The organism is Stenotrophomonas sp. 85239_Sma (genome assembly GCF_056481725.1).
In genome coordinates this window covers 4,078,522-4,092,353 of sequence record NZ_CM151163.1, presented here as the reverse complement: position 1 = coordinate 4,092,353, position 13,832 = coordinate 4,078,522, and the positions used below count along the sequence as shown (strand labels likewise).

The 13,832-nt window shown below is 59.5% G+C and carries 15 protein-coding genes and 2 pseudogenes; 8 read left to right on the top strand and 9 right to left on the bottom strand.

All coding sequences use genetic code 11. From position 1 onward, the window contains the following. Positions 1-164: 164 nt before the first annotated feature. Positions 165-2,141: a TonB-dependent receptor plug domain-containing protein gene (locus ACYKG1_RS18975; RefSeq protein ID WP_154264531.1), complete on the bottom strand. Its 1,977-nt coding sequence runs from the start codon at positions 2,139-2,141 to the stop codon at positions 165-167. Between the two features lie 72 nt (positions 2,142-2,213). Further along, entirely contained in the window at positions 2,214-2,711 is a 498-nt protein-coding gene (locus ACYKG1_RS18970; RefSeq protein WP_478471113.1) for a MerR family transcriptional regulator, read from the bottom strand. Here ACYKG1_RS18970 and ACYKG1_RS18965 point away from each other — a divergent pair. The 4 genes from ACYKG1_RS18965 (at position 2,710) to ACYKG1_RS18950 (ending at position 5,419) form a co-directional block, all read left to right on the top strand. Next, complete coding sequence (locus ACYKG1_RS18965; RefSeq protein WP_154264529.1) at positions 2,710-3,345, top strand: cation efflux transmembrane domain-containing protein; 636 nt, start codon at positions 2,710-2,712, stop codon at positions 3,343-3,345. The genes ACYKG1_RS18970 and ACYKG1_RS18965 overlap by 2 nt on opposite strands. 836 nt (positions 3,346-4,181) lie before the next feature. Continuing rightward, positions 4,182-4,607, top strand: coding sequence for a hypothetical protein (locus ACYKG1_RS18960; protein WP_154264528.1), 426 nt, complete (start codon positions 4,182-4,184; stop codon positions 4,605-4,607). 276 nt (positions 4,608-4,883) lie between these two features. After that, a complete protein-coding gene (locus tag ACYKG1_RS18955) occupies positions 4,884-5,195 on the top strand; it encodes a hypothetical protein (protein WP_154264527.1) in 312 nt (103 codons plus the stop codon). Further along, positions 5,192-5,419, top strand: coding sequence for a hypothetical protein (locus tag ACYKG1_RS18950; RefSeq protein ID WP_197629864.1), 228 nt, complete (start codon positions 5,192-5,194; stop codon positions 5,417-5,419). The genes ACYKG1_RS18955 and ACYKG1_RS18950 overlap by 4 nt, the downstream gene beginning before the upstream one ends. A 103-nt stretch (positions 5,420-5,522) precedes the next feature. Here ACYKG1_RS18950 and ACYKG1_RS18945 read toward each other — a convergent pair whose 3' ends face one another. Next, complete coding sequence (locus ACYKG1_RS18945; RefSeq protein ID WP_154264526.1) at positions 5,523-5,792, bottom strand: hypothetical protein; 270 nt, start codon at positions 5,790-5,792, stop codon at positions 5,523-5,525. Positions 5,793-5,854: 62 nt separating this feature from the next. Between ACYKG1_RS18945 and ACYKG1_RS18940 the strand changes: the two genes are divergently transcribed. After that, the gene (locus ACYKG1_RS18940; RefSeq protein ID WP_154264525.1) at positions 5,855-6,469 is read left to right on the top strand and encodes a hypothetical protein; all 615 of its coding nucleotides are present in this window, start codon (positions 5,855-5,857) and stop codon (positions 6,467-6,469) included. 83 nt (positions 6,470-6,552) lie between these two features. Here ACYKG1_RS18940 and ACYKG1_RS18935 read toward each other — a convergent pair whose 3' ends face one another. Continuing rightward, entirely contained in the window at positions 6,553-6,774 is a 222-nt protein-coding gene (locus ACYKG1_RS18935; protein WP_152908745.1) for a hypothetical protein, read from the bottom strand. A 212-nt stretch (positions 6,775-6,986) separates the two neighbouring features. Here ACYKG1_RS18935 and ACYKG1_RS18930 point away from each other — a divergent pair. Continuing rightward, positions 6,987-7,373, top strand: a pseudogene (locus tag ACYKG1_RS18930) (hypothetical protein); the annotation flags it as partial. A 44-nt stretch (positions 7,374-7,417) separates the two neighbouring features. Here the strand turns inward: ACYKG1_RS18930 and ACYKG1_RS18925 are convergent. From ACYKG1_RS18925 to ACYKG1_RS18910, 4 genes and pseudogenes are all read right to left on the bottom strand, one after another. Beyond that, entirely contained in the window at positions 7,418-8,881 is a 1,464-nt protein-coding gene (locus ACYKG1_RS18925) for a KAP family P-loop NTPase fold protein (protein WP_164171491.1), read from the bottom strand. A 182-nt stretch (positions 8,882-9,063) separates the two neighbouring features. Further along, entirely contained in the window at positions 9,064-9,993 is a 930-nt protein-coding gene (locus ACYKG1_RS18920) for a tyrosine-type recombinase/integrase (RefSeq protein ID WP_154264522.1), read from the bottom strand. Positions 9,994-10,016: 23 nt separating this feature from the next. Beyond that, positions 10,017-10,163 (bottom strand): annotated as a pseudogene (locus ACYKG1_RS18915) (helix-turn-helix domain-containing protein); the annotation flags it as partial. Positions 10,164-10,183: 20 nt separating this feature from the next. Continuing rightward, a complete protein-coding gene (locus ACYKG1_RS18910) occupies positions 10,184-10,543 on the bottom strand; it encodes a hypothetical protein (RefSeq protein ID WP_154264520.1) in 360 nt (119 codons plus the stop codon). Between the two features lie 489 nt (positions 10,544-11,032). Between ACYKG1_RS18910 and ACYKG1_RS18905 the strand changes: the two genes are divergently transcribed. Then, positions 11,033-11,272, top strand: a complete 240-nt coding sequence (locus tag ACYKG1_RS18905) for a helix-turn-helix transcriptional regulator (protein WP_154264519.1) — start codon at positions 11,033-11,035, stop codon at positions 11,270-11,272. Between the two features lie 212 nt (positions 11,273-11,484). Then, a complete protein-coding gene (locus ACYKG1_RS18900) occupies positions 11,485-12,531 on the top strand; it encodes a YagK/YfjJ domain-containing protein (RefSeq protein ID WP_154264518.1) in 1,047 nt (348 codons plus the stop codon). 6 nt (positions 12,532-12,537) lie between these two features. Here ACYKG1_RS18900 and ACYKG1_RS18895 read toward each other — a convergent pair whose 3' ends face one another. Further along, positions 12,538-13,320: a hypothetical protein gene (locus ACYKG1_RS18895; protein WP_154264517.1), complete on the bottom strand. Its 783-nt coding sequence runs from the start codon at positions 13,318-13,320 to the stop codon at positions 12,538-12,540. Positions 13,321-13,832 lie beyond the last annotated feature (512 nt).

The window sequence follows — 13,832 nt, the reverse complement described above, 5'->3', positions numbered from 1 at the left end:
GGTGACAGGTGACTCTACCGAAGGCTTTCACCTGCACGGCAGCCCAACCGCTTAGGAGCCGTTCCGCAGCCCTGAGGAACCGTTCTATAGCCATTCCGCGCAGCGTCGTCGTGTGTCTCCCTATGACCTGAAGCGGACATCTCCCTCCCGCTTTGGGCCATGCCCTAGAACTTCAGCCTCACACCACCATTCACCACAAAGCCTTCCAGCGGCGCCCATGCATCCACGGTCCACTGGCCATCGTCGGCGCGGCGAGGCCGTAACATCGGGTTGTAGCCGCTCTGGCGGACGTTGAGGATGTTCTCCAGGTTGAGGAACAGGCTGACTCTTCCCAGCACGATTTCTCCCAGTGCACCTACTTCCAGATACGGTCGGCTGCGTCGACGCCAAGGATTGTCATCAAGCGCCTGGATGCCGGTGTAGTAGGCCTCGAGGCCTATGCGGCCACGGTCATGCTGTTCCCACATGGCAACCAGGCCTGCGCTATGCCGGGGTGTGAGTGAAACCAGACGGCGGCCGGCGCCTTCCTCACCAGGTTCGCGCGCATCGGTGTAGACATAGCTGCCGGTCACCGTGATGTCTTGCCAGCGGTAGCGCAGCAGCAGTTCACTACCCCGTGTGCGGGTGACGCCCTCCACATTGACCAGTTGCACACGTTCACCCGGCGCGGTCGCAGACTCCACCAGGCGTACCGCGTGGTCGATGTCGGATGCGAACACGCTGAGGTTCAGCTCCCAGGGGCCATGCACGTAGCCTGCATCGATGGACCCGGTTGTAGCGATCTCCGCGCGAAGGCCGGTGAGCGGCTCCAGGCGCGACAGGCCAGCGGCCTCGATCTGTTCGACGAAGGGTGTAGGAGCATAGAAGCCTTTGCCGATCGACGCGCGCAGGGTCCACTCGTCAGGGCGGAACAACAAGGACACGCGGGGGCTGAAATGCCCGCCATAGGCGCTGTGGTCATCCCAGCGCGCACTGCCGGAAAGCGTAAGGTCATCGCGCAGCGCCTGCTCGGCCTGCACGAACAGGGCGGGCACGGTGTAGCGGTAATCAAACTGTGGGTATCGGGCGGAACGGAACCGGTCCTGCTGCGCGGCAATGCCCGCCAGCCAGCTGGTGGCGCCTACGCCGGACGCATAGCTGATTTCCGCAAATCCGGTCTGGTGGGTGTCGTTGTCCTGCGTAGGGCCGTACCCGTGGTCGTGATCGGTGGACATGGCCGACGCGCGCAGCTGCAGGCGGTCGCTCTCGCGCATTGGAACGTCGACAACCGCGCCGGCATCAACGCGCTCCGTGCGCTGCGTGAGAACGAAGGGCTGCCCGTCGGGCGCCCGTTGACCGGGCAGTGTTCCGCCCAGCCGACTCTCACGCATTGCGCCTGCCGTCAGCAGTGCACGCGCTCCATTTTCCGATTCCCAGAACAACCGCGGCCGGACCGTGGCACGCTCGTAGCCGGGAATGTCCGCCCAGCCGTCTCCGTCCAGGTCCTGGCGGTCCTGGCGATGGTAGCCACCCACCACCGAGAGGCCCCAGTGCTCAGCCAGCGGCCCGGCTGCGTAGCCGGTCACGTCCTGCCCGCCACGGCTGGTGGCATTGAGCAGCATTTCGGCCTCGGCGGTTTCCTTCGGTCGGCGCGATATCAGGTTCACCACGCCGCCCAACGCTGCCGGACCGTACAACGCCGACGCGCTGCCCTTGATGATCTCGACACTGCCAAGGTCTGTCGGGGGAATCTGCAGCAGGCCGATGGACGATGACTGACCGCCGTACAGCGGCAGGCCATCGGCCAGCAGCTGGGTATACCGGCCGCGCAGGCCCTGAATGCGGATGTTGGATGCGCCCATGCCCGGTGAGGTGTTCTGCACCCGCACGCCCGCCGTCTCGGCCACAAGCATGGAGACGTTGCCCGGCGACATCAGCTGCTTCTCTTCGATCTCTTCCTGCGATACGACGTCTACCCGGATCGGTTCATCGGAAACGCGACGCCCTGACCGGGTTGACTGCACCACCACCGCGTCTAGCTCCACGGCCTCATCGTGGTGGTCGTCCTGCGCGGCGGGCGGTTCATGTGCATTGGCCGCGGCAACGGCGGACAGCAGGGCGGCGCTCAGCGCAAGGGCAAGCGGATGGGGCAAGAGAGTCATGGATCGTCAGAGCGGCAAGGCCGCGCGGTGGCGAAGTAGCCCGGCGTTGTAAACCTTGATGCGGCTACAAGGTCAAGCGGCAGGCTGCGGCTGAAGGGCTTCCAGCACCCTGCAGTCGGCCACGCGGCCGCCCGGGCAATTGCCGATCATCCGCTCCAGCTCGCCCTGCAGCGCCTGCAGGTCCTGGATCCGGCGCGTGATGTCCGCTATGTGTGCTTTCACCACATCGTCCACCGAACTGCACTCGTGCTCTCGCTGTTCACCAAAGGCAATCAGCTCGCGGATCTGTTCGATGGAGAAGCCCAGTTCCCGGGCCCGGCGCACGAACGACAGGCGCCTCTGGTCCTGGGCGCCGTAGTAGCGATAGTTGCCCTCCGACCGCAGCGGCGGCTGCAGCAGGCCGATCTTCTCGTAATAGCGGATGGTTTCGGCTTTGGTGCCGGTCTCGCGAGCCAGCTGGCCGATGGTGAGGTGGGTGGACATGGGCTTGACCTTGTAGGGGCTACAGGGTTGATAACGGTTGCCCCATCCATTTTCAAGCCCGACCACAGTCTGGCGGGAGTCACCCATGGACCACTGCTGCGGTCACAAGCGTCAGGAGCTGGAAGCCTTGGCCCTCCACAGTGCGCAGCGCCGGGTACTGGTGGTAGTACTCATCATCAACCTGGCGATGTTCTTCATCGAGTTCGTCGCGGGCATCGTGGCGCGCTCCAGTGCCCTGCAGGCCGATGCAGTGGACATGCTGGGCGACGCGATCGTGTACGGCCTGAGCCTGTGGGCAGTGAACCGGGGGGCGCGGTGGGAGGCCGGTGCGGCCCTCACCAAGGGGCTGCTGATCCTGGCCTTCTTTGTCTTCATCGTGGTGGAGGTGGTCAGCAAGCTGATCCACGGCGTGCCGCCTTCCAGCGGCTTGATGCTGGGGTTCGGAACCATTGCGCTGGTGGCGAATCTGGTGTGTCTGACAATGCTGTGGCGGTTCCGCTCGCTCAACATCAACATGAAAAGCACCTTTGAGTGTTCTCGCAATGATGTCGCCGCCAACATCGGTGTACTGCTGGCTGCCGGTGGCGTTGCGCTGACCGGAAGCGGCTGGCCGGACATCGCAGCAGGCGCGGTGATCGCCCTGCTCTTCCTAAAATCTGCATTGGACGTGATTGGCGAGGCGTGGCCGGCATGGCGAACCGCCAGGGCGGTGCAACGCTGAGTTCGCTAAAGAAAAGCCCGAGAGCAGGGGACGGTGGTGGGCATTGACCGTCGCCTACTCAGACTCAGAAATCACTTGGGTCGTACAGATCGAGATGCGGCGTTGATGAGGCTAGGCCGAGCGCTTCATTGAGCGCGTCCATAGTCGTCCAGATCCCACCGCTTCCGTCATACATGAAGCGGATACCACACCCGTTAGCCCATCGGATCACAGTGGCGAGCCTAGGTCTCTTGCTTGGCTGGCAGAGTTCCTGCAGGTCGCGGAACCGAAGGATCGGCTTGTTCAACGGGATAGCTCATCTGGCGGGGAACGTGCGCCCTTCCTTCAGGCATTGGGACAGTCTCTTCTCAAACGCGAAAGAGTCGTTTTGAAGCGCCTCGAGCCCTGTGCAAGCGCGTTGATCGTGAAGCTCAAACTGTGCATGAAGGTACATCCCTCCCACGAGAACGGAGGAGAACAGCGACAGGGAGATGGGCAGCCATACAGGCGCTTCTAAGTCCAAGATGTTCAGGATTTTCAATACGGCTCCGAACGCATCGTTGTCCGAGTGTGCCTAACCCTCTCAGAGCCCGTGTGTGGCTGCCAGTCAGGGCAATCCTGACACTCTCGCGGACTGATGGCCGATGCCGAGCTGAGGCTGGAAGTAAATGAGGAAGGGGTTAGTCCGATGTTTTCTTTGAAAAGCAATGGCTTACGAATATCCCTAGTCTTGGCTGATGGAGCCTTGCTGACGAGGTGAAGTGTCTGAAGATTCGCCAAGTCCTGTTGTTCCCACTCCTTGCCGAAGGGGGGAGATTAGCGCCTAATCCGCTAACCAAATGAGCTAGGAGATATCGATGAACGCAGTATCTAAGGACGCACAAATGGTTGGGGATGAAGCGAGTCCGGATGGGCTTGAGACTGAGCAAGATGTCACGTCATTGAGTACGCGTTCCCAGAACACTGGCAACACCGACACCGACACCGACACCGACACCGACACTGGTAGTCCAGGGAACGCCAACGCATCCGGGGATGATTCGTCTGTCGAAGAGTCGGAGGTTAAGATCATCGATGGGACGAAAGGGGTCTCTGACCAGGCTGTCGTAAAAAATCCTAAGGAAGAACCTGAGCAGAGCGAATTGCAGAAGATGGTTAGCCAGACCACCGGGGCGGGTGCTCCGAGGAGCGACGTGACCGTTGGTTACGCCTTGCGCGAAGCGGTTGCCGATGCTTTTGAGAAGGCCCCTGACGCTCCTAACGGTGGGAAAAGGAAGGCTTGACCAGGCTTCTGGGTCATCACGCAATGTGACCTGTTTGCTAGAGGCGCTATCGGTCGCTGCCGCCTCAACTAACTTTTCCATTGCGTTCGTCATGTTCGGGCCATGCGTTCGCAATGCGTTCGCATGGTGCTTCCGATGCGTTCGCACTGTCTTTTCCCCATGCCATATACCCAGCGGGGATCTGCAGGGTTGCGAGGTGGCGACACACGTCGCACAGAAAGGGAGAAGGCGGATCTAGGTCGGTGCCCCGATCTGATCTGTCAGCAGCACGAGCGCTTGCTGCAGGGCCGCCGTGTAGATGGCGCTGCCATCTCCGGCGTGTTTCTCTGCAATCCCTGGAAGCAACTGCGTCCAGACGCGGCAAAGCTCTTCCGGCCTGGGGTGGGTGATTACCGCTGCACGAAGTCCGTACTCGAACGCCTTCAGGTAGCCGCGATGCGCTGGCTGCCCATCGAACCGCCGCAGCTGAAAAATCTCGTGCGCGCGGACTGGACGGGGTTCAGCGAACGTCGTGAGCCAGCTACGCCTAGTCAGACCGGCATGGACCTGCTTCGCCAAGCGGTGGAGCCCTATGCCGACGCCGCATGAGCACCCGTGCAGAAATCGATGAGATGCTCCGGCGCCTCGAAGAGAGGCTCCCTGAATGGGCCGAGGTCTATCCGGAGCATCAGTTTCTGGCGATGCTCGCCCAGTCTCTCGACTACATCGCTTACAGCGCGGACCCGGACGCGCGCCGACACTGTCTGATTCGGACGGGCTGCCTCCATCCTGGGAGCTGCGAGCGAGAACACGCGCGGCGTTATCGCCGCTGACGGTCGGGCCGCGCTGGCAGTCTGGGGTTGTCGGATCCGGGGCCGCAGGCAGCTCAACCCGAGGCGCGTTAGCAGCGCCGCGCCGGCACCAGACGAGTGACGATCAGGCGTGGGCGTCGCCGATTTGTTCAGTCAGAACCGTCAGCGATTGCTCGAAGGCCGCAGCGAAGAGATCGCTGCTGTCCAGCCTGTGTTTGGCCGCAAGGATTGGCAGAAGCTGATGCCAAGCGTTGGAGAGGTCGTTGGGTGCCGGGTGTGTCAGTACGCAGATTCGCAATGCGTACTCCATCGCTTTGAGGTAGCCGCGATGCATCTCAAGTCCTGCCTCGCAGGCGTGAAGGCGATCAAGGATTTCCGTGATTTCGGTCGTCATGGCGGTCTCGACAGTCGGGGGCGAGGAGGGCGATAGTCTGGCGATCTCTGGGCGAGTCCGCTATGAGCATCCTCAACGTTCTGTTACGTCCTGACCAGCTCCTTGTCGCGGTCGATACCCTCGCGGAGGACGCCCGCACCGGAGCGCATTCGTCCGGCGCAAAGATGCTTCTGATCCCTCAGTACAACTTGGTGTTGGCGGCACGCGGGTCCACTCAGTTCTTTCTGCGCATCTACGAGCTCGCCCTCCAGGCAAGCTTCCGTGCAGACTTCACAATGGAGCAGCTGACAAAGGAGCTGGGGCTTGTGATCGACAAGGTATGGCCGAGCTATGAGCGTGCTGCGGTCGACGCGGGCCTTCCGAAGCAGAGCTTGGGCACAGAGCTTGTGCTTGGCGGCTGGTCGCCGAAAAGCGGGCGAATGGTGGCAACCGCCTACGCCAAGAACGACAGCGCGACTCCCGCTGTCGTGCAACAGCTCGATGGGGGCTTGGCCTCGCCAGGCGAACCACTAAGAGGCCGCCCGGACAGTTTTGCGCCGCAGGATGTCCTGGCTGCGGCAAGGCTCCAGGCGAACTACCTCAATGAGCAGTTGGGCCGGCGAGTAGCAGGTGGCCGCCTGCTGATCGGGTTGCTTCAGCAGGGGCAGGCGGTGGTGAAGGACCTTGGCAGAATCTGAGCGCGTCGCCCGATCAGGAAGGAGCCATGCGCTGCGGTCCCCGCAAGGACCGCAGCGCGCACATCAGTTAAGCCGTCGCTTGATCAATCAAACTCGATGGCTTCGCGCATCGGTTGCGTCCAGGTGTCGGTCACCCAGCAGGTTCCCTCGTGGCAGAACGTCTGCGTGCATCGGGCCATGCCGCCGCCGGCAGGCACGCACGACGTGTGGAAAGAGGCAGCGTTAGCTGCGGGAACTACGCCTACAGCACCGGCCGCTCCAGCGGCAGCAACGATCAAACCAAGCAAGACACTTTGGATCTTCATGATCACTCCATTGTCAAGTTGATGAATGCCCGGCGGGCAACTGGAAGATCTCAACGGACTTGGATGCTCGCAATAGGAAAACCGCTCACTGGCATGTAGGGAACAACCTAGGAGGCAGTGCTGGTAGGGGTGTAGCAGGGCCTCCTGAGAGGTTAAGACTCGCGGTTGAGCCAATCGCAGCGATTGAGACGGCCGGTCGTATCCTTCCGGCCATGTATTCCTCCCACGGCTTCCGCATCGTCCCGATCCCCGCTGGCTGGGTCCAGACCGGTGAGCGCTGGGCGCTCTGGTACAACGGCCGCGAGACGGCCAGCGTCACGCCTGATGACGGTCCTGGGGTCCGGCTATGGATGGAGGGCCAGAAGATGTGGCAGGTGAAGGAAGTGCGCGCCGCCAACGTCCGGCAGGCGAAGCGGTACGCCGAGCGTTGGTGCGCTGCCAGGCTGTATCCTGAGCTGCCGCTGCGTGAGGCCGTCGCTCGGCTGACCGACAGCACCCCGATTCGGCCGGAGCCGCCTTTGCCAGGCCTGCCGCCTACCCGCGAGCAGCAGCAACAGGCACGGCGCTTGGAAGCAGCGAGCATCGCCGCTGCTGCGCGTTGAGGGAATATCCTGGAATCAGGCGGTCGTTGGTGCGATTGAAGCTAGCTGGGTTGGCTAAGCTCGTCTTCTCTATTTAATGATCTGCTCAGGCGAATCACAGACTCGATATAGGCTGAGGAATCAAAATTTCGTAACTGATTGCACCGTGCCAACGAAGTGACTGCTGCGAGCACGCCAAGGTTTGCGCCCGCATTGGATTCTTTGATCTTCTTTTCCACTGTGCGTAACGAATTGACGTGGTTGGCTTTGTTTCCAACAAAAAGGTTCAGAACTTCGTTGTAGTTCTGAGGTCTCAGGCAGTTGAGCTCATTCTTGTGGTCGTTGGAATAGTCGCCCGGAATCGAGATTACACCTGTCGATGACAGTTGGATGTAATTTTGTGGAGATCCGAATCTAAGACAGGCGATAAAGCAGTCAAGGAACGGAATTGTGACGAATGACTTTGGGCGCGTTATGTAGAACGCATATATCAAAGTGAATGCTCTAATTTGATCGCGAGGGGAGAGCTGAAAGACTGAAGACATCTCTGTAAAGAAGACCCCGTACTCGATCCTGTCAAGCTCTTCGACCTGTTCTTCGTTGAGTTGCTTGATGTTAAAGGCCGACGGGTGACCGACGATTTCTTCTAAAGTCCTCTCGCTTTCTAGTCCAAGCCTGGCACTGCTGAGTAAGTATTTTGTCACCGCTTCTCGAGATGCTGGGGAGAGGTGGTATTCAAAGTCAAAGAACTTTCGGAGGTATTCTTCCCCGTTCACGTGGGCGCCGTAAACCGTTTGCACGGCGGCAGGAAGATTTCCGTGGTCCGTTGCAACTATGAATATGATCCCTGGCACATCGAAATGGTGCTTGATTCGCTCAAGAGTTTGAATGGCATAGTCAGGTCGGCAGCGGTCTAGCTCATCAATGATGAAAAGAATCGGTCTGATCGGACCTGTCGGCCTACGAGCGGTGATTGCGTCCCTAGCCGCCTCAAGCGCAGATCTGAAGGCTGGTTCAGAGTTCATCAATTCTCTCTGCCTTTCCAAGAGATTCGCCGCCAGGCTTTCGACGCCTTCCACCAACGGGGCATAGCCAGGTACGGTTACCTTAGCTGTAGCACTTAGCGCGGGTAAGACGTACTTGGCACCGGTAGCTGCTAGCTCGGAGCCAGCCGCCTCTAGTTTTTTTCGGAGCGTGCTTTTGGGGCGCTCTTTTTTTGCCCGTTCCTCAATTACGTCAAGGAGCTGCGCAAGAATCGGGGCAAGGGGATCGCCGTGATGGTCATATTTCCATGTGTCGACTGAAATGGCCTTAATTTGGAATTCATTCCGGATGTGTTCCTTGAGGCGTTGGAGGAATACGGTCTTCCCGCTTCCCCAAGGTGCCTGAAGAGAAATGGTGAGGGCTTGATCAGCACTCTTCGCAATTAGGTTGGACAGAACTTTTCCGTCATGTGTCCGGTCGAAGATGTCTCCTTTCCAAGGTGAGGCTGGGTCTACAACAGGGGGGGCTTCCTTTCTGATCATTGGAATGTCCTTGACTCTAATTGACCAGAGTCTATCCATCATCTGCCCATTTAGACATCGCCTCGATCAACGTGGATATACGACCGGGCGTCAATGCACGTTTGCAGCGGTCGAACTGTTAAGTCTTCCGGGTTTCCTTGTCCAGTGTGGAGCGCATTGAGGAGCATCTACCCGGTCGGGAGTTAGGCCATCTTCTTGATTGCGTCTGACAGGTGCTCCGGCGACAGGTGAGCATAGCGCCGGGTCATCGCCATGGAGCTGTGCCCAAGCACCTCAGACACCGTGTGCAGGGGCACGCCAGCCATGACGAGCCATGAGGCGCACGTGTGCCTTAAATCGTGCCAGCGGACGTGCTGCAGGCCACACGACTCGCGGGCCTTTGCCCACGAATCCCGGACCTGATCGTCACTAGCGCCCAGCGGGAGCCGCGCAGCGATACCTGCCACTTTGGGATGCAGCGGCACCAGCTGGAGCGTCCGCGTCTTGCTGGTGCGATCCAGGTGGATGAACCCGCCGCGCACATCGTGAGCCGTCAGGCGCAGCAGGTGCCCGCGCCGGATGCCCGTATAAGCCGCCAGCCGCACATAGTCGCCCGCCGCAGCGTTGGGGCAAGCCCTTGCCAGCGCTTCGACCTGATCGAGCGTCAGGAACGTCTCGCGGGGCTTCTCTGGCAGCAGCCCGATAGCGGCAGGCCGCTCCAGCCACCCCCACTCACGCCACGCCATCCGGCTGATCTGCCGCAAGATGCGCCCCTTGTGGTTGACTGTGGCCGGGGCTTTGCCGATTTCTGCAGCCTTCACTTCCGCCCACACCTGGGCAATCTCCCCCAGTTTCCGACCTGCGATATAGGGCAGCAGCGCCCGAACGTGGGCCTTCGTCTTGGTGGCAGAGCGCAGGCGCGGCACGTGGTCGATCAGCCAGCGCTCGACCGCATCGGCGATCACTCGTTCCGGTTCTCTACCGGCCGCAATGTCCTTGAGCGCAGAGATGTACCTGCGTTCGTACTCTTTCGCGTCTTTGTACGACCAGAGTCGAGAAGTCTTGCGATGCGTTCTTCCGCCGTATCCGACGGTAACTTGATAGTGGCCATTGGCGCGCTTGGTGATAGGCATAGCGTCTTGGCCCTGCACTTGTCCAGCCATGCGGCCAGGTCTACTGGATGGATGCGGTCTGACTTCTTCCCTTGGCCTAGCCGACACGCGGCCAGCTCGCCTATGTCTATGGCTCGCCGAAGTGTCCGGGGGTGGCAGGCACAATGCTCCGCAGCCTGTGCGAGCGTCATTAGCTTGTCAGTCGGAACCATTACCCCTTTCCCCTGCGCTGGTCGTAGCGCCTCAGTCGAGCAAGAGCCTCCTCCATCTGGGGGGAGGTCGGGATCAGAGAGGCGCCCGCTGTCCCCCGGGATTTCCAGTTGCCGGAGTTCTCGATTGCTTTGTACAGCTCATTCTTCTCATAGAGTTGCTTGCCCATGAAGTTTCTGGGCACAAGGCCGAGTTCAGGGGCATTGCGTCGAAACTGGCGGGACGACACGCCGCAGTAATGGGCTGCCTCGTCAACGGTGAGCCAGTCTTTACCTCGAATGTCGAAACGTAGGGCAGCCAACTGCTGTCGGAGAGCTTTGATCTCGTCCTGTAGGGAGACGTCGGGTTCAGGGGTGTCCATCTGGATCTGATCCTGCGTGCCTACCTGCACCCTGCCACAGTGCGAGCTAGGTCGGAACCCTGATAATCAATCAACTGGATTTCAGACCCATAACACGATACGGAGGGGCATCAGCCTCTCCTCTATGCCGGCGCAATGCCGTCTCCCTACTGACTAGGAGCCTATCGTGTTCATCGAACGATCCAATTCCCCCCTCGAGTACCTGGCCGCGTTCGCGGTTGTCTTCCTTGCTGGTTTGATCAGCGGGCAGGCATCTCGGTAGCCATCTGGCTGGAAGTCCCGCTGTCATGCAACAGCGGGGCTTCCAAGCCTTTCCAAAGTGGACCGATGGAACCAACTTGACCGAGAAAAAGGAACGAACTCGACAGAATCCCTTGTGCCAGCTTGGTCACGAGCAGCCTTTGCTAACGACCGTTAACCGGTTAACGGTCGTGACTCTTGCCAGCTTGGGGCATAGCTTGAGTGTCCCTTCCAGCACGAGGCGACACGATGAATTCCCCCAGCCACGACCGCGTTCTTGAGCGCTTCATCAGGAGGCAGGAAGTCGAACGCAGGACCGGCTTCGGTCGTTCGACGATCTACGCGGCCATCAAGCCGGGTTCGAAGAGGTATGACCCGACCTTCCCCCGGCCCGTGCGTTTGAGTCCCGGCACGATTGTTTGGGTTGAGAGTGAGGTGGACGGATGGATCCAAGCCAGGATCGCTGAGCGTGTTGCTCCTATTACGTAGGGACACCAACTCGACTGCGCGTAATCTCGATGAATTGGTATCAATTCTTGGGGGCGAACGATGGTCCAGGCCTTGAACGATAGGGCGTGGCGTTCAGCGTAGTTCCGGACATTTATATCTTGGCAACTAGCTACGTTCTTCCAGGCAAAGAAGGGCTAATCAAGCCGCCAGGGAAGATGTAGTAGCGCGACGTATGTCGCACTGGATACTGCATGTACAGAAAAGAAGAAAACCTCATTAGCCAGTGGTGCGATCGAATGCTGGATCACCGTGAGGACTGCGTTGTCGTGGGACCATGGCGCAGCTACCCGCAGCAGATCATCGAGGTGGATCAAGCGATGCGGGGGTTGGTCAGGACTAAGGGGGAGCTGTTCGCGCATGCAGTTGTGGGTCGCCGCGCTGCCCTGCGTATCCATCCGGTCGTCAAGCGAATTCGCATGCTCGAGAATCTGGACTATTGGGCAATCGAGGAGTTCTACGCCAGTCACAAGCTCAGCCCATACTTTGAGATCATGTCTCGCGAATTCAGGGAATTCAGAGCGGACGTGATTACCGGGGGCTATGTCGATGCCGCTGCTGCCAATCAGTGGGTGGACAGGATTCGTCAGGAGGCCTTGCATAGTTCCTTCACTGCCGCGCTGAGTGCTCAGGAGAGAAGCGCTAGGAAGAATGCCCGGTCGGCCGTGGACTACGTGGACTCGCTCTATAGGCGCTACTCTCGCCTCTGTGTGGTACGAGTGGATCTGGCCTACAGTGCGGAGTATCGGCAGACGCCTGAAGGGAAGTCCATTGCGCCCGAGCGGGTTAAGCGGGATCTGACGGCCTGGCTTCGAGCACTTCGCCTGAAGTTCCCCTCTCTAGTCGGGTATATCTGGAAGCTTGAGTACGGGCCTTCGAAGTCCTATCACGTGCATGTGATGGCGCTCTTCAACGGGCACGAGATTCGGCAAGATGTTGCCATCGGGAAAGTGCTTGGAGAGTACTGGCGTGAAGTGATCACTAAGGGGGAGGGGGGCTACTGGAACTGCAATGCCAATAAGGCCTACTACGAACGCTTCAACGGTGTTGGCATCGGCATGGTTGCTCACGATGACGTGGAGAAGAGGGCCCGACTGAAACACGCGATTCTCTATCTTGCTAAGGCCGACTACTACGCCAGATTGAACGAGCCAGGGATCGGGCGAATCTTTGGCAAGGGGCAGCTCCCGGTTGACTATCGACCAGGTCGCCCACGCGCCTCTGACAGACCTGCAGAGTAGGGGAGCCTACGCGTTGCTGCTTCTCTTTCTCCTAGTGGTCAATGGGCCTGCGACCACACGGAAGAACTGCTGACGTATTTCTTCGTTGTTGTTGGTCCAAGTCCGTAGGAGCTTCGCCGGGTCAGCGCTTCTCCCGTGCCTGCTCTTCTCTCCCTTTCCGCGTCGATGGAATGATTCTCGGTACTGCTCTTTCGGGTGGCGGCCCAATTTGCGCACCCAATCGAGTGGGCCCTCCTGAACATCTCCAGGAGGAACGAAAGAACTCATGGCGGGGACGATTTCATCCCATATTTCCTGCTTGGTGGCTCGTGAATTGTCGGGCATGGCGGATAGCATCTCCAAGACCATCTCCCGAAGTGGAAGCGTGCGCTTGGCAGAATTGCGACCTGCGCGGCTAGACCGTTCGCGGTGGGATTCGTGTGAACAGCACATGCCGAGAAAGAAGTTGCACCGGACGAGTGCCGTCCAGGCGCGGTCCCGGTCGCCTGAGAGGTATGCGCTTTCAGCCTCGAACCAGAGGCTCATCGAAGCTCGAAGGATGAAATAGACCTCAGGTAGGGTTCCCTTCGCGCGGAAGAGCTCGAGCCAATCATCAAATTCCGATGCGTAGTCAGGACGTTCCTCGCCTTCGCTGCGTATCCAATCCCATTCATCAGCGAACGTGACGCCGGGATTGAAGATGACGCCGCGTACTGAGAATACGACCTCGATTTCGGCCTTGGCGCGCTCCAGGCATTCTAGGAGCGTGGGCGTCGGCAGGTCAGTCCTGAAGGCTCCTGTGCCGAACATATTTGTCCGTAAAGGTGGAAGGGGCCAAGATTCTCTAGGTCTTCCCTTCGGTTTGCCAGTGTTGGGGCCGATCGACGTCGCACGCAACCAACGCGAACCGGCCTCTCAAGCACCGGCCGAAGTGAGTCGTTTTGTGAGTCTAAAGTAGATAAAAGTGGATTGAATATTAATCATATCAATCACTTGTTGGTTCTTTGTGGTTGCTGGTGGGCCCACCATCGAATCAGGCACTTTGGATCATCCGTGTGGGGGGAGGCACAAGTTGACCGTTATGGCCAACTAGTACTGACATCCGAAGCATGAGTTGGCTCTAAGTTGCTGGCATTTCCAAGTAAAGCCTGGCGTGGCGACGAACGATCATCCAGTGAGGCACAAGTTGACCGAAATGGCCAACTTATGCTGACGTGCTTTCCCCGCCTTCTTAAAGAGCTTCCTCTTAAACTCGGGCTTGTTTCTTACTGCCACCGGTTGTTAACGGCGCTATGATCCGAGGGGCGAACTCTGGTGATCTC

Bases quoted from the DNA above. Each gene is read 5' to 3' on its own strand.
- ACYKG1_RS18975 (WP_154264531.1), bottom strand. From the start codon at position 2,141: ATGACTCTCTTGCCCCATCCGCTTGCCCTTGCGCTGAGCGCCGCCCTG.
- ACYKG1_RS18965 (WP_154264529.1), top strand. From the start codon at position 2,710: ATGGACCACTGCTGCGGTCACAAGCGTCAGGAGCTGGAAGCCTTGGCC.
- ACYKG1_RS18970 (WP_478471113.1), bottom strand. From the start codon at position 2,711: ATGGGTGACTCCCGCCAGACTGTGGTCGGGCTTGAAAATGGATGGGGC.
- ACYKG1_RS18960 (WP_154264528.1), top strand. From the start codon at position 4,182: ATGAACGCAGTATCTAAGGACGCACAAATGGTTGGGGATGAAGCGAGT.
- ACYKG1_RS18950 (WP_197629864.1), top strand. From the start codon at position 5,192: ATGAGCACCCGTGCAGAAATCGATGAGATGCTCCGGCGCCTCGAAGAG.
- ACYKG1_RS18945 (WP_154264526.1), bottom strand. From the start codon at position 5,792: ATGACGACCGAAATCACGGAAATCCTTGATCGCCTTCACGCCTGCGAG.
- ACYKG1_RS18940 (WP_154264525.1), top strand. From the start codon at position 5,855: ATGAGCATCCTCAACGTTCTGTTACGTCCTGACCAGCTCCTTGTCGCG.
- ACYKG1_RS18935 (WP_152908745.1), bottom strand. From the start codon at position 6,774: ATGAAGATCCAAAGTGTCTTGCTTGGTTTGATCGTTGCTGCCGCTGGA.
- ACYKG1_RS18925 (WP_164171491.1), bottom strand. From the start codon at position 8,881: ATGATCAGAAAGGAAGCCCCCCCTGTTGTAGACCCAGCCTCACCTTGG.
- ACYKG1_RS18920 (WP_154264522.1), bottom strand. From the start codon at position 9,993: ATGCCTATCACCAAGCGCGCCAATGGCCACTATCAAGTTACCGTCGGA.
- ACYKG1_RS18910 (WP_154264520.1), bottom strand. From the start codon at position 10,543: ATGGACACCCCTGAACCCGACGTCTCCCTACAGGACGAGATCAAAGCT.
- ACYKG1_RS18905 (WP_154264519.1), top strand. From the start codon at position 11,033: ATGAATTCCCCCAGCCACGACCGCGTTCTTGAGCGCTTCATCAGGAGG.
- ACYKG1_RS18900 (WP_154264518.1), top strand. From the start codon at position 11,485: ATGTACAGAAAAGAAGAAAACCTCATTAGCCAGTGGTGCGATCGAATG.
- ACYKG1_RS18895 (WP_154264517.1), bottom strand. From the start codon at position 13,320: ATGTTCGGCACAGGAGCCTTCAGGACTGACCTGCCGACGCCCACGCTC.